20 protein-coding genes are annotated in these 20,995 nt (G+C 68.8%); 8 read left to right on the top strand and 12 right to left on the bottom strand.

Features of this window, described 5'->3' with window-relative positions; all coding sequences use genetic code 11:
* The first annotated feature begins 100 nt into the window (after positions 1–100).
* Positions 101–1,291, top strand: coding sequence for an ROK family transcriptional regulator (locus H7K45_RS11220; protein WP_263995882.1), 1,191 nt, complete (start codon positions 101–103; stop codon positions 1,289–1,291).
* On the opposite strand, the gene H7K45_RS11215 is transcribed toward H7K45_RS11220, so the two are convergent.
* On the bottom strand, positions 1,193–3,244 hold the full coding sequence (locus H7K45_RS11215; protein WP_263995881.1) for an acetate--CoA ligase family protein: 2,052 nt from the start codon (positions 3,242–3,244) through the stop codon (positions 1,193–1,195). The genes H7K45_RS11220 and H7K45_RS11215 overlap by 99 nt on opposite strands.
* 10 nt (positions 3,245–3,254) lie before the next feature.
* A complete protein-coding gene (locus H7K45_RS11210) occupies positions 3,255–4,898 on the bottom strand; it encodes a phytoene desaturase family protein (protein WP_263995880.1) in 1,644 nt (547 codons plus the stop codon).
* A 113-nt stretch (positions 4,899–5,011) separates the two neighbouring features.
* Here H7K45_RS11210 and H7K45_RS11205 point away from each other — a divergent pair, with 113 nt between their 5' ends.
* On the top strand, positions 5,012–5,671 hold the full coding sequence (locus H7K45_RS11205; RefSeq protein WP_263995879.1) for a TetR/AcrR family transcriptional regulator: 660 nt from the start codon (positions 5,012–5,014) through the stop codon (positions 5,669–5,671).
* Here the strand turns inward: H7K45_RS11205 and H7K45_RS11200 are convergent.
* Positions 5,652–6,902 (bottom strand): ABC transporter ATP-binding protein, encoded by a 1,251-nt coding sequence (locus H7K45_RS11200; RefSeq protein WP_263995878.1) that lies wholly within the window; start codon positions 6,900–6,902, stop codon positions 5,652–5,654. The genes H7K45_RS11205 and H7K45_RS11200 overlap by 20 nt on opposite strands.
* On the bottom strand, positions 6,815–8,191 hold the full coding sequence (locus H7K45_RS11195; RefSeq protein ID WP_263995877.1) for an aspartate aminotransferase family protein: 1,377 nt from the start codon (positions 8,189–8,191) through the stop codon (positions 6,815–6,817). Before H7K45_RS11195 ends, H7K45_RS11200 begins: the two co-directional genes overlap by 88 nt.
* A 90-nt stretch (positions 8,192–8,281) precedes the next feature.
* Between H7K45_RS11195 and H7K45_RS11190 the strand changes: the two genes are divergently transcribed.
* From H7K45_RS11190 to H7K45_RS11175, 4 genes are read left to right on the top strand one after another with little or no spacing between them, the layout of a single operon-like run.
* On the top strand, positions 8,282–9,541 hold the full coding sequence (locus tag H7K45_RS11190) for a polyamine ABC transporter substrate-binding protein (protein WP_263995876.1): 1,260 nt from the start codon (positions 8,282–8,284) through the stop codon (positions 9,539–9,541).
* 5 nt (positions 9,542–9,546) lie between these two features.
* The gene (locus tag H7K45_RS11185) at positions 9,547–10,452 is read left to right on the top strand and encodes an ABC transporter permease (RefSeq protein ID WP_263995875.1); all 906 of its coding nucleotides are present in this window, start codon (positions 9,547–9,549) and stop codon (positions 10,450–10,452) included.
* The gene (locus H7K45_RS11180) at positions 10,449–11,330 is read left to right on the top strand and encodes an ABC transporter permease (protein WP_263995874.1); all 882 of its coding nucleotides are present in this window, start codon (positions 10,449–10,451) and stop codon (positions 11,328–11,330) included. Before H7K45_RS11185 ends, H7K45_RS11180 begins: the two co-directional genes overlap by 4 nt.
* A 49-nt stretch (positions 11,331–11,379) precedes the next feature.
* Positions 11,380–12,552, top strand: a complete 1,173-nt coding sequence (locus tag H7K45_RS11175; RefSeq protein ID WP_263995873.1) for an aromatic ring-hydroxylating oxygenase subunit alpha — start codon at positions 11,380–11,382, stop codon at positions 12,550–12,552.
* Here H7K45_RS11175 and H7K45_RS11170 read toward each other — a convergent pair.
* Both H7K45_RS11170 and H7K45_RS11165 read right to left on the bottom strand, forming a co-directional pair.
* On the bottom strand, positions 12,549–13,988 hold the full coding sequence (locus H7K45_RS11170) for a M28 family peptidase (protein WP_263995872.1): 1,440 nt from the start codon (positions 13,986–13,988) through the stop codon (positions 12,549–12,551). The two genes, H7K45_RS11175 and H7K45_RS11170, sit on opposite strands and share 4 nt — an antisense overlap.
* The gene (locus tag H7K45_RS11165; protein WP_263995871.1) at positions 13,985–15,493 is read right to left on the bottom strand and encodes a M28 family metallopeptidase; all 1,509 of its coding nucleotides are present in this window, start codon (positions 15,491–15,493) and stop codon (positions 13,985–13,987) included. Before H7K45_RS11165 ends, H7K45_RS11170 begins: the two co-directional genes overlap by 4 nt.
* Before the next feature lie 118 nt (positions 15,494–15,611).
* On the opposite strand from H7K45_RS11165, the gene H7K45_RS11160 reads away from it, so the two are divergent.
* The gene (locus tag H7K45_RS11160; RefSeq protein WP_263995870.1) at positions 15,612–16,358 is read left to right on the top strand and encodes an SDR family oxidoreductase; all 747 of its coding nucleotides are present in this window, start codon (positions 15,612–15,614) and stop codon (positions 16,356–16,358) included.
* 1 nt (position 16,359) lies between these two features.
* Here H7K45_RS11160 and H7K45_RS11155 read toward each other — a convergent pair whose 3' ends face one another.
* The 5 genes from H7K45_RS11155 to thiO are packed head-to-tail and all read right to left on the bottom strand — an operon-like array spanning position 16,360 to position 19,612.
* Positions 16,360–16,833: a MarR family winged helix-turn-helix transcriptional regulator gene (locus tag H7K45_RS11155; RefSeq protein ID WP_263995869.1), complete on the bottom strand. Its 474-nt coding sequence runs from the start codon at positions 16,831–16,833 to the stop codon at positions 16,360–16,362.
* Positions 16,834–16,883: 50 nt separating this feature from the next.
* Complete coding sequence (locus tag H7K45_RS11150; protein ID WP_263995868.1) at positions 16,884–17,645, bottom strand: SGNH/GDSL hydrolase family protein; 762 nt, start codon at positions 17,643–17,645, stop codon at positions 16,884–16,886.
* The gene (locus tag H7K45_RS11145) at positions 17,642–18,406 is read right to left on the bottom strand and encodes a thiazole synthase (RefSeq protein ID WP_263995867.1); all 765 of its coding nucleotides are present in this window, start codon (positions 18,404–18,406) and stop codon (positions 17,642–17,644) included. The genes H7K45_RS11150 and H7K45_RS11145 overlap by 4 nt, the downstream gene beginning before the upstream one ends.
* Complete coding sequence (thiS, locus tag H7K45_RS11140; protein WP_263995866.1) at positions 18,399–18,596, bottom strand: sulfur carrier protein ThiS; 198 nt, start codon at positions 18,594–18,596, stop codon at positions 18,399–18,401. The genes H7K45_RS11145 and thiS overlap by 8 nt, the downstream gene beginning before the upstream one ends.
* On the bottom strand, positions 18,593–19,612 hold the full coding sequence (thiO, locus tag H7K45_RS11135; RefSeq protein WP_263995865.1) for a glycine oxidase ThiO: 1,020 nt from the start codon (positions 19,610–19,612) through the stop codon (positions 18,593–18,595). The genes thiS and thiO overlap by 4 nt, the downstream gene beginning before the upstream one ends.
* A gap of 144 nt (positions 19,613–19,756) precedes the next feature.
* Here thiO and thiE point away from each other — a divergent pair, with 144 nt between their 5' ends.
* Positions 19,757–20,431, top strand: coding sequence for a thiamine phosphate synthase (gene thiE / locus H7K45_RS11130; RefSeq protein WP_263995864.1), 675 nt, complete (start codon positions 19,757–19,759; stop codon positions 20,429–20,431).
* Here the strand turns inward: thiE and H7K45_RS11125 are convergent.
* Positions 20,415–20,912, bottom strand: coding sequence for an NUDIX hydrolase (locus H7K45_RS11125; protein ID WP_263995863.1), 498 nt, complete (start codon positions 20,910–20,912; stop codon positions 20,415–20,417). The genes thiE and H7K45_RS11125 overlap by 17 nt on opposite strands.
* Between the last annotated feature and the right edge of the window lie 83 nt (positions 20,913–20,995).

Genomic DNA, 20,995 nt, shown 5'->3' with positions numbered 1-20,995 from the left:
CTGACGTGGCCCCGACCTGGGGTAGATTTGTTCAGCGCCCGAACTTATAGTGTGGTCTACGCCACTGTCAACGGTCGGATTCGTCGAGGGGAGGAACGTCGTGAATCGCGTCGCGAGGATTGGCACCAGCACCGACGACGTTCGCAGGCGGAACCTGTCCGGGGTGTTGACGCTGGTACATCGCCACCGCGGCATGAGCCGCGCCGAGTTGACCCGCCGCACCGGCCTGTCGCGCTCCACGGTCAAGGACCTCGTCGAGGAACTGGCCGCTCACCGGCTGATCGAGGAGACGCGGCCCGCAGCCTCGGCCCAGGTCGGGCGGCCCAGCCCGGTCGTCCGTCCCCATCCGGGCACACTCGCGATCGCCGTCAACCCCGAAGTCGACTCGCTCACCATCGGCCTCGTCACGCTCGGCGGATCAGTTCTCGAAGTGACGAAGCGGGCCACCCCCGGCGTCCTCAACGCAGAGCAGACCGTCGACCTCGCGGCCGACATGATCGAGCGCCTGCGAGGTCGACTCGACCCTGATTGCACCGTGACGGCCGTTGGCGTCGCCGTCCCGGGCCTCGTGCACGCCGCCGGGTCCACCATCCGACTGGCTCCACACCTGGACTGGCACGACGCGAGGATCGGGGAGATGCTGGGCGCGGCCACGCGGTTGCCGACGTTCGCCGCCAACGATGCCAACCTGGGTGCGATCGCCGAGCACATCTTCGGACGGCACGCCAACGCCGACCACATGGTGTACGTCAACGGCGGGGCGGGCGGCATCGGCGCGGGCGTCGTCGTCGCCGGGCAACTGCTCGACGGCGCGGCGGGTTACGCGGGCGAACTTGGCCACACCTACGTCGGCGGTGCGCGCCAATGCCATTGCGGCGCAATCGGTTGCCTGGAGACCGAGGTCAGCCAATCCCAAATCTACGAGAAGGATTCCACCGTGCGGGCCACGACGGTCGAACGTCAGGCGCACTTCCTCGGCATCGCGCTCGGCAACGTGGTCAATTTGCTCAATCCGGGTCTGGTGGTGCTCGGCGGCTTCCTGCGGGTCTTTCCCTCGGTCGCGGCCGACACCCTCGATGCAGCCATCTCGCGGCACGGCCTGCGCGCACCGAGGGAGATGCTGCGGATCGTCCCGGCCAGCCTCGACGCCGACACCCTGATGATCGGCGCCGCCGAACTGGCCTTCGCTCCGCTACTGGCCGACCCCGCCGCGCTGTACCACCAGGGCGTCCACCGCGATCGCGCCGGTAGGCGAGACGATCACCGGGTTGGCTTCGACCGCCTCGATTGAGTCACCCAATTCGGTTGCCAGTGCTGAGAATCCGACGATGACGTCGGCCAGCGCACTGACGTCCGCAGCGGCAGCGCCGCGCCAACCGTCGAGCAAAGGCCGGATGCGCAGGGTGCCCAGCATGCGCAGGGCACCGCCCCATGACACCGGTGGGCAGGCCAATGCGCGGTCGGCCACCAGCTCCACCAACGTCCCGCCCGCGGCCACCACCACCAGCGGACCGAATACGGCGTCCCGCACGACACCGACGGACACCTCGACTCCGGCGGGCACCATCGGTTGGACCGTCACCGACGGTCCCAACCGGTGGGCGAGGTCCGCATACGCCGATCGCACCGCGCTGGCGTCGGCCAGGCCGAGGACGACGCCGCCGACGTCGCTCTTGTGCTGGGCGGCAACGGTCTTCAGTACGACGGGGTATCCGGCCGCGTCGGCAGCAGCCACGGCCCGGTGCTCGTCGTGTGCGACGACGGGTCGCGCGATCGGTATCCCGTAGTCGGCGAGTAGTTCGAACCCCAGCGCGGGATTCCAGTCGGCCAGCCAGGCCCGCCATCGTCGTCGACGGTCGGGATCGAACGTGCCCTCGTACCGTTCGATCTCTCGCGGCCAGCCGGCCAGATGCCCCAGCGCCACCAGGCCACTGCGGAACCCCTCGAGAACGGGAACCCCGCCGTCACGCAACCGGGTGGCCACGTCGCCGTCGATCGCAGCGGGCAGGGACGTCAGCACGGCCAACGGAGCCCTGGTCTCTGCGGCGACGTCGAGCACGGCGTCCGGATAGGCGGTGTCCCCGTCGAATTCGGGTACCAGGTCGACCGCCAACGCCGTGACGGCCACCGCCGGGTCGTCGACCATGACGCGCAGACACGCGCGGAAGAGCGCCCGGGTGTCCGCCCCGGTGCCCCACACGTCGAGCGGATTGGTGGCCACCAGACCGTCGTCGAGTAGGTCCTCGATGGCTGACAGCGACGGCGCCGACAGCTTGGCGAAGTCGACGCCCACCTGGTGGGCCAGGTCGGCCACCATCGCGCGTTCTGCCCCCGAGTCGTGCACCGTCGCGATGCCCTCTCCCGCGCCAGCACGGCGTCCCGCACTGAACAGTTCGAGGGTGTCGCAGAATTCGGCCACGTCCCGCACGCGGACGGCACCGACCGAATCGCAGAATGCCTGCCACGCCGCGTCCCCGCCGGCGAGCGCACCGGAGTGGGCGGCCACCATGGCCTGCCCCGTCGGCGACCCTCCAACCGGCAGGACCACGGCGGGAACGCCCCGGTCGTACGCACGGCGCAACGAGTGTCGCAGCCGGGGAATGTCTCGGGGCGTCTCGAGTAGCAACGCCAAGATGTGGGTCTCGGGGTCGTCGAGTGCGTAGTCGACGTAGTCGGCCGTGGTGGTGACCAGTTCCTGCCCCGAGGAGACCGCGAGCCGAAAGCCGAACCCGCGACGGGCCCGCAACAGCGTCGAGAACGCAGATCCGGAATGGGTGACCAGGCTGACGCCGCCCACGGGCAAGGCCTCCGGCTCGAGGTACCCGAGGGCGCGAAGACCGATCGCGTTGTTGACGAAGCCCATGCATCCCGCGCCGCAGACGGCCATTCCGGCCTCCGACGCCACGGCGGCGACGTCATCGCGGACACCGTTGGCTGCGCCGAAGACGACGGCCGACCGGGCACCGGCGTCGGCGGCCGCGACCACCTGGTCGACCAGTGCACCGTCGGGCACGCCCAGCAGCACGAGGTCGACGGCCTCGTCGAGTTCACCCAGCGACGGCACGCACGGCACGTCGCCGATCCGGTCGTAGCGGGGGTTGACCAGATGCATCCGCGCGGAGCTGCGCCGAGCCTCGACGATCATGCGGGCGCCGAAGCTGTCCGCGCGCGCGCTGGCGCCGACGATTGCCACCGACCGGGCTTCGAGCATGGCGGCCACCGCCGCGCGGCGCTGCTCCCCCACGGATCAGGGCCTAGGACGTGCGACTGAGCGCCGCGCGCAGCCGCCCGCTGGCTCTCTTCTTGTCCGCCAGTGCGGCCCTGGCGGCCTGCCAGCCCGGAATACCGCACACTCCGCCGCCTGCGTGGGTGGCCGAGCTACCGTTGTACAGCCCGGAAATCGGGGTGCGGTAGTCGGCGAATCCGGGCGCGGGCCGCATGTGGAACAACTGCTCCAACGACAGCTCGCCGTGAAAGATGTTGCCACCGATCAAGCCGTACTCTTGCTCCATCTCGTACGGCCCGACGACGTCCCGGTGCAGTATCGAGGACGCGAAGCCCGGTGCCACCTGGTCGTACAGATCGATCAGCCGGTCGGCGTAGGCGTCGAGTTCCTCGGTGTGTGGGGTGTCGGCCCACTCCGCGGGCACCCACTGGGTGAACAGCGACATGACGTGCGTGCCATCGGGATTGAGCGTCTTGTCCAGTGTGGTGGGAATGACGCCGTCACTGAAGGGCGCCAGCGCCGGCTTGCCGAGCCGGGCGTCCTGAAAGGCCGCTTCGATGTACTCCATCGTCGGCGCCATCTCCACCGAACCGGTGTGATGCTCGGCGATGCCCGAACTGGGGTCGGCGGTGAAGTTGGGTAGCTCGCCGAGCGCCAGGTTGATCTTCACCACGCCGCTGCGGGTCTTCCAGTGCTCGATGTCGCGAACGAAGTCGTCGGGCAGTTCGTGGCGGGGAATGTGGTCGAGGAAGGCGGTCCGCGGGTGCAGGGTGGTGACGACCAGCGGTGCGGTGATCTCCTCCCCGTTCTCCAGCACCACGCCCTCGACCTTGCCGCCACGGACCTTCAGGGTGGAAACCGCTGCGTTGGTCCGGATTTCGGCACCAAAGGCACGGGCCGAGCGGGCGATGGCCGCCGACACGCCGCCCATGCCTCCCTCGGGATAGCCCCAGCTTCCCAGCTGCCCGTCGCCGACGTCACCGATCGAGTGGTGTGCCATCACGTAGGCGGTGCCAGGCTCGTACGGACCGGCCCACGTGCCGATCACGCCGTTCACGGCAAGCGCCCCCTTGATCTGCGGGGACTCGAACCAGTCGTCCAGCAGGTCGGCGATGCTCATCGTCAACAATCGGGTGACGTCCGCGGTCATCCGGGTGGTGATGCCCTTCTGACTCCAGGCCAGCTTGGCGAGGTCGAACAGGTCGGACGGCTTGTGGGAGCCGATGTTTGGGGGCACCTGGGTGAGCAACGGACCCATCACGTCGGCAATGCCCTCGAGCCACTCGTTCCATCTGGGCCACGCGTCGGCGTCCCGCTTGGAGAACTTGGCGATTTGCTCGTGCGTGCGCGCCGGGTCGTCCTCGAAGATGGTCAAGGAACCGCCCTCGGGGAACGCCTGGTAGTAGGGGCCCATCGGATGGACCTTGTACCCGTGGCGCTCGAGGCCGAGGTCGGCGACGATGGTCGGCGGCATCAAGCTGACGACGTAGGACAGGCGGGTGACGCGCAGATGCGGCGCGTCCTTCCACGGCGACTCCGTGGTCGCCGCTCCCCCGAGGCTGCCTCGGGACTCCAGCACCAGCGTCTTCGCCCCCGACCGAGCCAGATACGCGGCCGAGACGAGACCGTTGTGCCCTCCGCCGACGATGACGGCGTCGTAAGCATTGGCCATGAGCGACCTTCTTCCGTGTGGTGCGGCGACTGGCCTGACTGACTGTTCAATCTAATCGGATGTTAGGCTTTCGGACAAGTAGCAGTGCCGCCACTGGAGGGAACGAGAACGACATGGCCGAACGTGCGGCTGCGACGGAGCACAACGAAGGCCGTCGGGTCGAGATGCTGGACGCCGCAGCGAGCTTGATTTGCGAGCGCGGCTTCGGCGACACGCGCATCGCCGACGTCGCGAAGCGGGCCGGCGTCAGCTCCGCCCTCGTCATCTACTACTTCGGCACCCGGGACCGTCTGCTGGTCGACGCCCTTCGCCACTCCGAGGAGTCGTTCTACGAAGCGGCGGAGAAGATGCTCGCCGAGGTCACCTCGATGCGGGAGCGGCTGTCGCTGCTGATCAAGTGGACGGTGATTCCGCAGGCGGACAACGAGATTCCCGGCGCCTGGGGATTGTGGTTCGACCTGTGGGCCCAGGCCTTCCGCCACGAGGAGGTCAAGGCGGGCCGGGTCGAGCTCGACGCCCGCTGGCGCCGGATGATCGTCGACGCCGTGAAGTCCGGCGAGGCCACCGACGAACTCGGAGGCAGGGTCGACGCCCGGATGTTCGCGCTCGAATTCGCCGCGCTGCTCGACGGGTTGTCGATTCAGGTCGCGCTCGAGGATCCCGAGGTCGATTCCGACGTCGCCTACGCCATCGCAATGCGGTTCTGCGAACGCGAACTCGACCTGCCGCCGGCGAAGAGGGCCCAGAAGAAGGTCAGGCCGAAGAAGGGCTGAGCTCTTCGTCGGCGGACGGTGCCACGGGATCGACCTTCGTCGGCGTGGGGCTGCGCTGCAACACCCGAACCGCGTCGTGGGCGCAGACGCACGTGACCGGCGACCCGAGGGCATGTGTCACCGATGCGGGACCGGCATTGTTCGGCACCTCGACCACCAACGTCGTCGCGGCGCCGACGTCGACGTGGACCTGCGTCTGGGCGCCCAGGTACACGATCTGCGCGACCGTGCCACTGATGGCGTTCTGACCCGCCGCCACGGGCTCGTCGGGCTCCTGCAGCACGATCCTCTCGGGCCGTATCACGATGGCCGCCGCGCCCCGTGGCACCGATCGGTCGACCACCGCGCTCAGCCGGGTGTCGACCGCCAGACAGACTGCAGAGGCACCGGAGACGTCGACCACGTCGGCGTCGAAGATGTTCGCCGCGCCGAGGAATCCGGCGACGAACGTCGTCGCCGGTGACGAATAGATCTCCTGCGGCGGCCCCACCTGCTCCACCCTCCCGTCCGCCAGCACCGCGATGTGGTCGCTCATCGTCAGGGCTTCCTCTTGGTCGTGCGTGACGTAGACGAAGGTGATGCCGACTTCGCGCTGCACGGACCGCAATTCGAGTTGCAGCTGCCTGCGCAGCTTGGCGTCCAGCGCCCCAAGGGGTTCGTCGAGCAGCAGCACCCGAGGCCGCAGCACCAACGCCCGCGCGAGCGCCACTCGCTGCTGCTGACCACCCGACAGCTGCGCGGGGCGGCGCTTGGCGAACCTGCCCATCTGCACCAGGTCGAGGGCTTCCCCAACCCGACGCGCGGCGTCCTCTTTCGACGTCTTGAGGTACTTGAGCCCGAAGGCGACGTTCTCGGCCACGGTCATGAACGGGAACAGGGCGTAGGTCTGGAACACGGTGTTCACCGGGCGCCGGTGCGGCGGATCGCCCACCACGTCACGACCGTCGAGCTCGATGCGGCCCGCGTCGGGCTTCTCGAATCCGGCGATCATGCGCAGAGTCGTGGTCTTGCCGCAACCCGATGCCCCGAGGAGCGAATAGAACTGTCCCGCAGGGATGTCGAGGTCGATCCCCGTCACCGCGGGAACGCCGTCGAAGGACTTCGCCAGCTGGTGCAGACCAATGCGGCCGCCCGCGACGCCGGTCAGGGCGCCACCGCCGCGGCCAGCCGGGCGAAGTTCGCCGTGAAGCGGTCGACGTCCGACTCGTCGTGCTGAACCGACAGCAGCCATTGCTCCACCTTTCCCCATGGGGGCAGGAACACGCCGCCGTTGTGCTGAATGAGCCAATGCAGATGGCCGAGGCGTGCGTCGACCCCCAGGAAGTCGCGGAACTCGCGGACGGGGTCGCGGCGGAACGTGACGCATCCCTTGGCACCGACCGCGACGACGTGCCAGTCGAACCCGTGCTCGGCGATGACCGACTCCAACTCTTCACGGAGGCGGGTGCCGAGCGCGTCGAGGTGGCGGTAGTTGTCGTCGGTCAACACCTCCGACAACGTGGCACGGGTGGCCGCCATCGCCAACGGATTGCCGTTGAAGGTGCCGACCTGCTCGTATCGCCCGTCGGCGATGGCCGACATGACCTCCGTCGTGCCGCCGATCGCCGCCACCGCGATGCCGCCGCCCAGCGCCTTGGCCAGGCACACCATGTCAGGCACCACACCGGACAGCGCGGTCACCCCGCCGGGCCCCGTGGTGAACCCGGTCTTCACCTCGTCGAAGATCAGCAGCGAGCCAGCCGCGTGCACGTGGTCACGGATCGCCGCGAGATAACCGGCGTCGGGGGTGATGATGCCGGCGTTCATCATGACGGGCTCGAGGATCATCGCGGCCACCCTGCCGCGATGCTCGGACAGCGCGCGAGCCACCGCGTCGACGTCGTTGAACGGCACGACGACCACCAGATCGCGGATGGCCGCCGGAATGCCCGAATTCCCGGGCACTCCGGTGGGATGGTCGCGGGGTCCGATCTCCTCGGCCTCCGGCAGCACCGACACCTGCACCGAATCGTGGTGACCGTGGTAGCAGCCTTCCACCTTGATGACGAGGTCGCGGCCGGTGAGCGCGCGGGCCAGATGAATCGCATCCATCGTGGCCTCGGTGCCCGAGTTCGCGAATCGCCACAGCGGTAGGTCGAATCGGCGGGCCAACTCTCCCGCAATCCAAATCGCATCTTCGGTGGGTTGGGCGAAGTGCGTGCCGCGCCGGACCCGGTCGCTCACCGCCGCGACGATCGCCGGATGGGCGTGGCCCGCAATCGATGCGCCATAGCCACCATGCATGTCGACGTAGGAGTTGCCGTCGACGTCGTACACCTTGGAACCCTCGCCGTGACTCATCCAGACGGCCTGCGGCTCGGCGATCTGCCAGTTGGACGTGGCTCCACCGGCCAGGTGTTCGCGTGCCCGCCCGATCATCTCCGTACTGCGCGGCTGACGGCGAAGGAAGATCCGCTCCTCGACGGCGATGAGATCGTCGACCGCGTCGGACACCTGGCTCTGCAGCACCGTCGAGGGCACGGCGCACCTCCACTCACTAGCGGTTGACTGAGCATTCAGTCTATGCGAGAGTCCTATCACCGACAAGACGCGAACCTGCGGGAGGCCCGGATGCCAGCCCAGAAGCCGACGCCCCGGCAGTTCGCGTCGAATCGTCGCCAATTCCTCCAGCGCGCTGCGCTTCTCGCGGTCACCGCGCCCACTTTCGGCGCCTTTCTGGCGGCCTGCGCGAAGGGGCCGGCGGGAACGCAGAGCGCCGGACCCACGCTGACCATCGCCAAGCCGGACCACCCGGTCACGTGGGACATTCCGGCCGACGACAAGCCCATCGCGGACGGCCTGGCGCCCGAGAAGGGCGCCACCCTGAAGATCTACAACTACGCCGACTATCTCAGCCCGCAAGCCATCAAGGCCTTCGAGGACCAGTACGGCTGCAAGATCGAGGTGTCCACGTTCAACGACGGCGACGAGGCGATCACCAAGCTCCGCAGCGGCGTCGACTTCGACATCTACAACGCCAATTACACCGAGATGAGCCGATTGGTCACCGGCGGGCTGCTGCGGCCGTTGAATCACTCCTACCTGCCCAACATCTCCAACGTGTGGCCGAGCTTCACCAACCCCTGGTATGACCAGGGGTGGCAGTACACCGTGCCCTACACCATCTACACGACCGGAATCGGTTGGCGCAGTGACCAAGTGCCCTCGAACATCGGCGGGCTGAAGAACCCGTACGAATCGCTGTGGGACCCCGCCTACAAGGACAAGACCGCCATCATCGACGACTGGCACACCGCGATGGCAATGGTGCTGCTGAAGCAGGGCATCACCGACGTCAACACGTCGTCGGCCTCCGACCTGAAGATGGTCGGTGACCAACTCGGCGCACTGGTCAAGGCCACGTCGCCCAAGGTCACGATCACGATGTACAGCGACATGCCCTCTGGCCAAATCGGGCTGTGCCAGATGTGGTCCGGTGACGCCATCAACGCGCAGTCCTACCTCCCCGAGGGGGTCGGCACCGACGTGTTGCAGTACTGGTTCCCCCAGGACGGCAAGGGGTTGGTGGACAACGACATGCTGGTCACCCTCAAGGGTGGAAAGAACCCGGTGCTGGCGCATCTGTTCCTCAACCACATGCTGGATCCCGCGGTGGCCAAGGAGAACTTCTCCGCAATCGGCTACCAGCCCCCACAGAACTCACTCAACGCCGATTCGCTGATCGCCGAGGAGTTCATCCCCGAGAACCTTCGGTCGGCGATCGTGAGGCCCGAGTACTTCGACAGCGGTTATCGCCTACTCGAACTGGACGCCGACAACGACGCTGCCTGGCACAACGTCTGGAACACGTTCAACGCCGGCGGGTCCTAGCAGCGGTGTTGCGGCGGTCCGGCGATCCCAACGTCCGACTGTGGGCCGCGCTGGCCGCGCCCGGCATCGGCTGGTTGGTGCTGTTCTTCCTCGCACCGCTCTACGTGGTGCTGGCGATCGTGTTCGGCCGCGTCGACCCGCTGTTCCGCACGGCCGTCCCGGTCTGGAATCCGTTGCAGTGGAACCCGACTCAATTCACCTACGTGCTGTCCCGGATCAGCCCAGACGGGGTCTACTTTCCCGCGTTGCTACGCACGGTGGGTTACGTCGGCGCGGCGAGCGCCCTGTGTCTGGCGATCGCCTTCCCGGTGTCCTACTACGTGGCTCGCCTCTCCGGCCGTCGCAAGGGGCTGCTGATCGCCCTGTTGATCGCCCCGTTCTGGATCAGCTACATGATGCGAATGTTGGCCTGGGTCAATCTGCTTCAGAACGACGGTCTCGTCAACCGGCTGCTGAACGTCGGCGGCTTCTTCGACGTCACCGTCGACTGGCTCACCGGCCAACCCGTCGTGGTGATCCTCGGTTTGGCCTACGGCTACGTCCCGTACATGATCCTGCCGCTATATGCGGGTCTCGACCGGTTGCCGCAACCCATGCTGGAGGCCGCGCGGGATCTGGGCGCGAACCGCGTGTCGTCCTTCCTGCGGGTGACGCTTCCGCTGTGCCGGCCGACGATCCTGGCCGCGCTGCTGCTCACGTGCCTGCCCATGTTGGGCGACTACTTCACCAACGACTTGCTGTCGGCGTCGCCGAAGACCGCGATGGTCGGCAACCTGATCAACGACAGCGTGCAGGCGCCGGGCCAGACCGGTCAGGCTGGTGCGTTCGTGATGCTCGTGCTGCTCGCGACGGTGTTGCCGATGTTCTACTACGTTCGAGTCACGTTGCGCGGCGACGAGGTTCGCACGTGAGGGGACCCGTGACGTGGTATCGAGATCCGTGGCGCAGTCCTCGGGTGCTCGCCGGCATCACCGCCTTCTATCTGGTGTGGTCGCTACTGCCAGTTCTGATCGCGGTGATGTTCTCGTTCAACGACGGCCGATCCCGCACCAACTGGCAAGGCTTCTCGCTGCGTTGGTACTGGGGCGATCCCACCCGGTCGGTGTGGCATAACGCCAGCTTGCACACCGCGCTGCTGCAGACTTTGAAGCTCGGAGTGATCGCCACCGTGATCACGGTGCCACTGGGGGTGTTGTTCGCGATCGGCGTCGACCGCTGGCGCGGCAGGCTCCCGTCCGGGGCGAACGTCCTGATGCTCGTGTCCTTCGTCATCCCCGAGGTACTGCTGGCCGTCGCACTGCTGTTCGTGATGACGAACTTGGCATTACCGATCGGGCTCGGCACGTCGGCCCAGGTCGTCGGACTGGTGACCTATCAGGTGGCCTATCCGGCGGTGCTGGTCCGGGCCCGACTCGCCACGATCGGCAAGCAATACGAAGAAGCGGCAACGGATTTGGGTGCCTCACCTCTGGGATCGCTGTGGCGGGTCACGATGCCGATGCTGAAGCCCGCCATCTTCGCGAGCACGGTCCTGGTCTTCGCCGACGTCATCGACGACTTCGTGCTGGTGCGCTACCTGTCGGCGGGCTCGTCGACCGAACCCGTTTCGGTGAAGATCTACAACACGGCGCGCGCCGCGCCCACACCGGCGCTCAACGCCTTGGCCACACTGCTGCTGCTGGCCGCGCTGGCCGCCGTCGTCATCGGCTATCTGGTGTACCGCCGGATGACGCGCGGTGACGCCACCGCTGCCGACCGCGGACTCGCCGCGTTCGCCGGGGAGGCCTGAGCGATGCCCATCTGTGGACCATTCAGAGCCCAGCGACTATCCTGACTGTATGTTCAAACAGCACCGCGGCGGTTCTTCCTCCTCGCGTTCGGAGCCGGCTCCCGTTCCGGCCGACGACCTCGCCGCGAGCCTGGCGCCGTTCGGCTCCTCGCGAATGCTGCCCCGCGAGGCGTACGTCGACGTCGAGGTCTTCGAGTGGGAGCAGCGAAACATCTTCTCCGGCTGGAAGTGCGTCGGCCACTCCGCCGACCTGGCGGGTACCGGCACGCAACGCGCGGTCGGCTCCGGCGCCGACGGGATGCTGTTGGCCACCGGGGATGACGGGGTCATCCGCGCCTTCGCCAACACGTGCCGCCACCGCGGACACGAACTACTGGAATGCGGCACCACGGCGAAGCGGCGCGGCATCGTGTGCCCGTATCACTCGTGGTCCTACCGGCTCGACGGAAGTCTGCGCAACGCACCAGGATTCGACGACGGATTCGCGGCGGGCGAGTTCGGCCTCACCGAGCTGAGGCTCGTAGACTGGCACGGCTGGCTCTTCGTCGACGTCAGTGGCACCGACGCCGACTTCGCCGACCACGTCGCCGGCCTCGAGGACGTGGTGCGTGGCTATCGACCCGAGGAACTGGTGATCGTCGACCGCCACTCCTACGAGCTGGCCACCAACTGGAAGGTCATCGCCGAGAACTATCAGGAGTGCTACCACTGCTCGACCATTCACCCCGAACTGTCCAAGATCAGCCCACCCACCAGCGGGGAGAACCTGAACTTCGAGGGCTCGTGGATGGGCGGTTGGATGTCGATGATCGAGGGTGCCGAGACGATGTCGTTCACCGGCAAGAGCGGTGGCGTGGCCATCGCGGGCCTCTCCGAGCACGAGCTGAGCACGGTGATGTACCTGGTGGGATTTCCGAACCTTCTGGTCAGCCTGCATCCCGATTACGTCATGACGCACCTGATGACCCCGCTCGCGGTCGACCGCACCCTCGTCGAATGCGCGTGGGCGTTCCCGAAGGACGTCGCGGCCCAGGCGGACTTCGATCCGTCCTACGCCGTGGACTTCTGGGATCTGACGAACCGGCAGGACTGGGCCGCGTGCGAATCGGTCCAGCGCGGTCTGAGCTCGCCGCATGCCCGACCGGGACCGCTGGCTCCCGACGAGGACGGCGTCTACCAGTTCGTCACCCGCGTCGCCCGGGCCTACCAGGGCTCGGCTTAGTTGCGCGCCGGCACCCCGTTGGGGCCCTCGGTGCTCTGGGCGTAGGTGCCGACCGCGAAGGCCACGGCCGGACCGGTCGTCGACAGCGTCGCCCGGTCGACGTTCGCGATCGTGTCACCTCGACGCCGATAGTTGGGGTCGAACGGCGCTCCGGCACGGCCGCCCCACAACCGCGCCTGGGTCGCGGTCTTGCGCTGTGACGAACCGGTCGTGATGCCGCCGATGGGGATGCCAGCGCGTAGGAAGGCGCTGTAGTCACTCGTCAGGCCCAGTGGCTGATCGGCCGGCCGCACGCCGGCCAGATTGAGATATCCGGCCAGGGTCCGCTCCACACCGGCCGACCCGGCGGGCACGCGCGCTGCGGGCACGTCGGGGTTGGGTTGACCGGACTGGTCGCCGTCGAGGGTGAAGAACCCGGCATTGGTCGAGCCCAGCAGGTCGAAGTCGAGATAGAGGGCGACGTCGGCCAACCCGGTTGGACCCAAGGCCGCCACGTACGTCGATGAGGCCTGTAGACCGGTTTCGTTGGCACCCCAGAACACGAACCTCACCGCGTTGGTGACCGTCGGCGAACTCCCCAGTCGAACCGCGGTTTCCAGGACCGCCGCCACTCCCGAACCGTCGTCGTTGAGGCCGGGGCTGTCGGGGGCCGAGTCCAGGTGCGCGCCCGCGACGACCACGTTGTGCGGGTCGCCGCTCTTGGTCTGGGCCACCACGCTTCGCGACTTCACGACGGCGCTCTTGCCGTCCAGGGTCAGCCGCGCGTCGGCCGTCGTGCGGCGCAGTGCCGCGTCGGCTGCGTCGTCGATCACCGCGACCGGCGAGGTGAGCCGCTGGTAGTACCCGGGTGTGAACAACCCTGCCGGGCTGCCACCCTCGTCGGGATCGCTCACCACGAGCACGCCGATCGCGCCCCGGCCCACCGCCGCGTTCTGCTTGTCGACCACCGAGCAACCCGTGTCGTCGACGACGGCGAACGCCCCGCGGACGTTCACCGAGCCGTAGTCACCCGCAGCGCAACCGGATGCCCTCTGCGGCCGCAGCGTCGTACCGGCGAGCCCGCCCACAGGCGTCGACGCCAACGGCGAGGCCTGCACGACGGGGAAGCTGCGCCCCGACACGGCCAGGGTCGGCCGACCCGGCGACGTCATGGCGAGCCGGTCGAACTCTGGCGTCTCGACGTCGAATCCCTTGTCACGCAACGTCTGTGCAACGTAGTCGACGCTCGCGTCGAAACCGGGCGTGCCGTCGGCCCGGGTGTTGCCGTTGGCGCTGGCGGCGTCGGCGAGCTTCTGCAGGTGGACGTACATCCCGTCGACGGTCACCTCGTCCGCCAAGTCGCGACCCGACAGCGGGGCCGCGGGTGCGGGCGCACTCGGAGAGGAGCAGGCGGCCAGTAGCAGCACCAGGCCGGTCGCGATCAGCGCCGCCTTCACGATCCGGACACCGCGTGCCGCGTGCGGTCGTCACGAATCGGGACGCCGTTGCGCCCGCCGATGTCCTTGGCGTACACCCCGATCGCATATGCGACGCCCTTGCCCTGGAGGTCGAGCGCGTCGCGGTCGACGTGATCGTAGGTGTCGGTCTCCTCGTGGTAATTCGGATCGAACGGCTCGTCGGCCGCACCGCCCCAGATCTTCGCCTCGTCGGCGCTCTTCTTGTCCTCGGCCCCGGCGAACAGTCCGCCCGCCGGGATGCCGGCCTGGGTGAAGCCGTCGTAGTCGGAGCGTCCGTCGAAGCTGGTGTCGCGCGGCTCCTTGCCTGCGTCGTCGAGGTAGGCCGACAACAACCGTTCGATGCCCGCCGAGCCCTCCGGCACCCGCGGCACGCTCGGCGTCGGGGGTGCGGACTGGTCGCCGTCGTAGGTGAAGTAGCCGGGGTTCGGCGAGGCCAGCATGTCGAAGTTCAGGTAGAGCGCGATGTCCTTGAGCGCCTCCTCGTCGAGGGTCTTGACGTATTCGGTGGACCCGACCAGACCCTCCTCCTCCGCGGCCCAGAACCCGAATCGGACCGCGTTCGTCACCTCGGGCGAACTGCCAAGCTGCACAGCGGTTTCCAGTATCGCGGCCACCCCGGAGCCGTTGTCGTTGATACCGGGCCCCTCGGGAACGCTGTCGAGATGGGCGCCGGCCATGACCACGTTGGCGGTCGACCCGGTCTTGGTCTGTGCGATGACGTTGCGCGTGCGGTCGACGCGGACTCCGGCATTCATCTTGATCGTCGTCGCGGCGGGCGTCGCGCGCAATCGGGCGCCGTCGCCCTTGGAGACGCTGATCGCCGGGATCTTGACGTCGGTGCCCTCACCGAGAGTGCCACCGCCCAACTCGTCGCCGTCGACGTTGTCGGCCACGACGACGGCGACCGCCCCGCGGTCGGCGGCGACGGCCTGCTTGTCGCCGAACGGGCAGGCACCACGGTCGACGAGGACCACCGCACCCGACACGTCGAGCCCGTCGTAGTCCGACGCCGCGCAGCCGGGCCGAGGGCCGGTGCGGGCCGGCACCAGCCGGCCGGACACGCCACCCTCGGGCGTGCCCACGGTGTAGTTCAGCGGCGCGGCCTTGATTCGCTGGCCTCCGACGGTCAGGACCGGCTCGTCGGCGAACGGGATGCGGACCTCGAAGTCGTCGGTCTTCACGTCGAAGCCCTTGTCCCGCAGGGTCTGCGCCACGTAGTCGACGCTCGCGTCGTACCCCGGCGTGCCCAGGGCGCGGTTGCCGCCGTGCGCATCGGCGATGTCCTGCAGCTTCTTGAGGTGGGCCATCATCGCGTCGGTCGAGACGCGGTCCATCAGCGCGACCGCGAAGTCCTCCGCCGACGGCGAGGCGGTACCGGAGGACGAGGACTCTGCGGGCACGCCCTCCGTGCCGCATCCGGCGACGCCCGCCGCCAACACCGCGACCGTCAAGGCCGCACCCACCGTCCGTGATCTCCGCCGCATGGCCCCAACGTTAGTCACGCCGCGCGGAATACCTCCGAGCCTGGGCCAGTTGATTGACATGTCACGCAAAATGGCGGACTCTCTCGGCAGGAGAGGAAGCACGGACCAAGGAGTAGTCATGGGATCACTGAATGGCAAGAACGCGCTCGTCACCGGCGGCACGTCCGGTATCGGCCTCGCCGCGGCGCAGGCCCTGGCCGAGGCGGGCGCTCACGTCTTCCTCACCGGCCGCAATCAGGACAAGATCGACGCCGCCGTGGCGTCGATCGGCGAGGCGGCGACCGGCATCCGCAGCGACGTGAGCGAGCCCGACCAGCTCGACGCCGTCGTCGACGCGATCACCGCACACGGCGGCGGCCTGGACGCGGTGTTCACCAACGCCGGCGGTGGCGAATTCGCCACCCTGGCCGACCTGACCGCCGAGCATTACCACGACACCTTCGACCGCAACGTCGCCGGAACGGTGTTCACGGTGCAGAAGGTGCTGCCGCTACTGAACTCCGGCGCGTCGGTCATCTTGGCGGGGTCGACCGCGGCGTCGCGCGGCGTGCCCGCGTTCGGCGCCTACGCCGCCTCCAAGGCCGCCGTCCGGTCCTTCGGCCGCACCTGGGCCGCGGAACTGGCGCCGCGCGGCATCCGGGTGAACGTTCTCGTACCCGGGCCGATCGAGACCCCGGGACTCCTCGGGCTGGCCCCGGAGGGCGGCGAGAAGGAACTGCTGGAGAGTCTGACGGCCGACGTGACGCTCGGGCGCGTCGGGCAGCCCTCTGAGATCGCCACGGCGGTCGTGTTCCTCGCCTCGTCCGCCAGCAGCTTCATGACCGGCAGCGAGATCTTCGTCGACGGTGGCGAAGTTCAGACCTAGGTCACCCCGGCGGGGGAAGCGTGCCTTCGCGCAGGATCGTGCCGTAGACCAGGTCGAGGAGATCACCCAGCTCCTCGACCTGGTCGTCGTCGAGGTCGGCGAAGAACACCTTGCGGACCCACGCGACGTGCTTGGGCGCCGCGGTGCGCAGCGTCCGCATCCCGGTGTCGGTCAACATGGCGTCCGTGGCGCGTCCGTCGGTGTCGGACTGCACCCGGTCGACCAGGCCGCGGGCGGCCATCCGCTGCAGATGGTGTGACAGTCGACTGCGCTCCCATCCGATCATCGTGGCCAGCTGCGAGAGCCTCATCCGCCGCCCGGACGCAGTGGACAGCGCGTTCATCACGGTGTAGTCGGGGAACGACAACCCACAGTCGGCCTGCAGGTGGCGGTTCATCTCGTATTCCAGCCGGTGGTAGACGCTCATGTAGTTCAACCAGGTGCGTCCCTGTACCGGCGTCAACCACACGGCCATCACGCCATCATCGCCATTGGATGACACTTCACGCAAACGGAGAGCGCGCGTCAGGTCAGCCAAGCCACGACCAGATCGGCCACCGCGCGCATCCCCGCCGCGTTGGGGTGCAGCGGCGCCGCTCGGCCCGGTACGGGCAGGCCGAACCTCGTCGTCCAGGGATCGGGCGACCATGCGTGGTGCTCGCGGCTCGCGGCCGCGGCCGACACCACCTCGCATCCCGTGGCCGCTGCCGCGTCGGCGGTCAGCCGCGCCAGCGTGGCAGCGATCCGCCGGGCCGTCTCGCACGCGTCCTCCGGCAAGGGATTTGCGCGAATTCCCTTGGGCGGCAACAGGGTCAAGTAGTCGACGAAGAGTACCCGTGCCGCCGGGGCTCGGCGGCGCACCTCTGCGCCGACGGCGGTGAGCGAATCGCCCACCACGGCAAGGGCGTCGTCGCGCGCGGCGACGTCGAGTCGACTGCGCACCGTCGGGCCGACGACGGGCACCGACCGTACCCAGCGCGGCAGCCCGGCGGCGACGAGCAGCGGGACATAGCCGACGTCGTTGCCGCCGATGGTCACGGTCACCAGGGTCTCCGAACCGTCGAGCGCGTCGATCTGCGGCGGCGTACCCCGCTGGCGTTCGGACAGCACATGGGCCGTGGTGGCACCCGAGAACGTCACGTCGACGAGGTCGTAGGACAGCCGCTCGGCGACCACGTGTGGGTAGTTGATCGCCGAGCGACCGGACAGCCGGGGTGCATTCGCCGCCCTCGGCCGCAGCCCAGGACCGGCCGCCATCGACGAGCCGAGCGCGACGTACCGACTCACGAGCGTTGCATCGACGGGCTCGAGGCCTGCGCCCAGAACCGCTTCGGTATCCGGCCCGCGCCTCGCGCCAACCTGCCCGCCGTGACGGCCGCGGCCATCGCGGCCGCCATCATGGGCGGGTCGGCCGAACGGGTGACGGCCGTTGCCAGGAGCACGGCGTCGCACCCGAGTTCCATCGCCTGGGCGGCGTCGCTGGCCGTGCCGATGCCCGCGTCGAGGATCACCGGCACGCCCGCGCGCTCGACGATCATCTCGATGTTGTGGGGGTTGGCGATGCCAAGGCCCGTTCCGATCGGCGAGCCCAACGGCATCACCGCCGCGCACCCGACGTCCTCGAGACGCCGCGCCAGCACCGGATCTTCGTTGGCATAGGCCAGGACCACGAAGCCGTCGTCAACGAGTCGCTCTGCGGCGCGGATCAATTCGACGCCGTCGGGAAGCAGGGTGCGCTCGTCGGCGACCACCTCCAGCTTGACCCAGTCGGTCCCCAGCGCCTCACGGGCCAGTTGGGCGGTCAGCACCGCCTCGGCGGCGCCACGGCATCCCGCCGTGTTCGGCAGCGGCATGATGCCCAATCTGGTGAGCAGGTCGAGTACCCCCGTGCCACCCTCGGCGTCGACCCGGCGCATGGCGACGGTGGTCAGCTCGGTCCCCGAGGCGACCAAGGCCTCTTCCAGCACGGCCAGATTGGCAGCACCGCCCGTGCCGAGGATGAGCCGCGATCCGAAGCTGCGACCCGCGATGGTCAGCGTGTCAGCCACCCTGCACCGCCGTGACCACGTCGACCCTCGCGCCGTCGGTGAGCCCGCAGTGCCACTCCGAGCGCGGCACCACCGCCCAGTCGACCGCCACCGCGATTCCCTTGTCGGGGATGTCCAGGCGTGCCAGCAGATCCGTCACGGACGCACCCTCGTCGAGCTCGACGGACTCCTCGTTGACGACGATCCTCACGCGCGCACACCTACCCTCAACTCGGCCGCGACCGTCTCGGCGGTCCACGGTGCCAACAGGAATCCGGAACGACCGTGGCCCGCAGCCACCAGCGTCCGGTCGTCGAGCCTGCCGACCAGCGGCAGGTTGTCCGGCGTCATCGGACGCAAACCCGCGGCGCACTCGGCGAGTTCGTACTCACCCAGTGCCGGCACCACCTCGCACGCGTCGTCGAGGAGTTCGCGCACCCCGGCCACCGTAGGCGCGGTGTCCCTGCCGTGTTCGTACTGCGTCGCACCCACCACGACGCCGTCGGGCCTGGGCACCAGGTAGACCTGCCTGCCGTGGACCCTGGCCCGAATCACCCTCTGCAGCAACGGCATGCAACCACGTCGCCACCGGAGCCGCAAGACCTCTCCCTTGACCGGCCGGATCGGCAGCCCGGGCCACAGGGCCGGGGCGTCGACGCCGTTGGCGATCAACGCCAGGTCGGCGTCGCGCACCTCGTCCAACGACCGGACCGGCCCGGCCCAGGTGACGCCGAGGGCCTGACATCGGTCCGCGAGCGCGGCGACCAGGGCCCGGTTGTCGACCGCCAACTCCGCACCGGCGGTGAAGCCGTGCCGGATGCCCTGAGCCAGCAACGGCTCCAGCTCGCGCGCCGATGTGGTCGTCTCCACCGGATGTCCTTGCGCGGCAAGCCACTTCCCTACGGTGGCGAGGTCGTCGACGTCGGCACGGTCGACGGCCACTACCAGCGACTCCCGTGCGGTGACGACCTCCGGCGGCAGCCCGTCGAGGAAGTCGTCGTGCCACATGCGCAGTGACGCCAAGCCGATCTCCAGCAGTCGCTCCTCACCGGGCCAGCCCTCACCGAGCGGGGCCACCATCCCGCCCGCCAGCCACGAGGCGCCGGGGGCGTCGGCCCGATGTACCCGCACCGCCCAGCCGTCGCAGGACGCCCGCCGGGCGACCGCCAATCCGATGACGCCGCCGCCGATCACGGCGAGTGTGCCCTTGGCACCGTTGACGTCCACGACCCATCCTTCCTACGCCGGCATGACCCGGATCAGGTGTGACGGTCAGGGTGATCGCACCCACTCTCAGCCCCCGGCATCGGGACTCCCGCGTGTCTAGCTCTTCCGTAGCCGAGAGTACTCACACTCGCTAACGTTCGCGTCATGGTTCTCGACCGTCGTCGTCGTCTGGCGACCGCCCGGCTCTACCTCTGCACCGACGCCCGACGCGAACGAGGTGACCTCGCCGAGTTCGCCGACGCCGCCCTGGCAGGTGGCGTCGACGTCATCCAGCTTCGCGAAAAGGGCTCGCCGGGCGAGAAGGAGTTCGGCCCTCTGGAGGCCCGCCATGAGCTGGCTGCCCTGGAGGTGCTCGCCGACGCGGCGCGCCGACACGGGGCGTTGTTCGCGGTCAACGATCGTGCCGACATCGCCCGAGCGGCCGGGGCCGACGTGCTCCACCTCGGCCAGGACGACCTTCCGCTGCCCGTCGCCAGGGACGTCGTCGGGCCGGACGTCCTCATCGGGCGGTCCACCCACGATGTCGACCAGGCCCTGACGGCGACTCGCGAGGCCGTCGACTACTTCTGCGTCGGCCCCTGCTGGACCACGCCGACCAAGCCGGGCCGGCCGGCTGCCGGTCTCGACCTGGTCCGGGTGGCCGCCGGCCTGAAGACCGAGGCGCCGTGGTTCGCGATCGGTGGGGTCGACCTGGCCCGGCTGCCCGAGGTACTCGCCGCGGGTGCGCGTCGCGTCGTGGTGGTCAGGGCGATCACCGCGGCCGAGGATCCGACCGCAGCGGCCAAGGAGCTGGTCGCCGGACTTACGTCTCGCGACTGATCTCCAGCGGCAACGACGCCGACTCGCTGCGCAGCCGCTCCCAGCTGGCGGCGAACCCGGGGTGCAGGGGCATGTCCGCGACTTCGTCCTCCGGCACCCAGCGCAGCTCGGAACTCTCGCGGTTGGGCACGGTGTGCAGCGGCTCCGGTGCGTCGGCGATGACGGTCGTGTAGGTCCAGGACACGCCATGCGGCTCGAAGGTTACGACCTCGCGCCGGACCACCAGCTGGTCGGCGTTCAGGCCGGCCTCCTCCTGTGCCTCGCGGACGGCGGCCTGCTCGACGGTTTCGTGGCTGTCACGCGCGCCGCCGGGCAAACCCCACGTGCCGCCCTGATGACTCCACGGCGCACGGTGCTGGAGTAGGACCGCGGCGCGACCGTCCGGCCGCGGGGCCCGCAACAGCAGACCGGCCGCACCGTGCAGGCCCCAGAAGTGCGCACCATCCGTCGAACTGACCCAGCCGTCACCGTCACCACGCACGGTCCCAGGATAGGCGGTTTGGCCCGCGCGTCCCGCCCCCTGCTCTTAGAATTCCTTTACAGTTGACGAGTCGAGAAAGTAGA

The organism is Mycobacterium yunnanensis, from assembly GCF_025823185.1.
GTDB classification, from domain to species: domain Bacteria; phylum Actinomycetota; class Actinomycetes; order Mycobacteriales; family Mycobacteriaceae; genus Mycobacterium; species Mycobacterium yunnanensis.
Note: the sequence above shows the minus strand (reverse complement) of the source record. Positions and strands in the feature narration are given on the sequence as shown.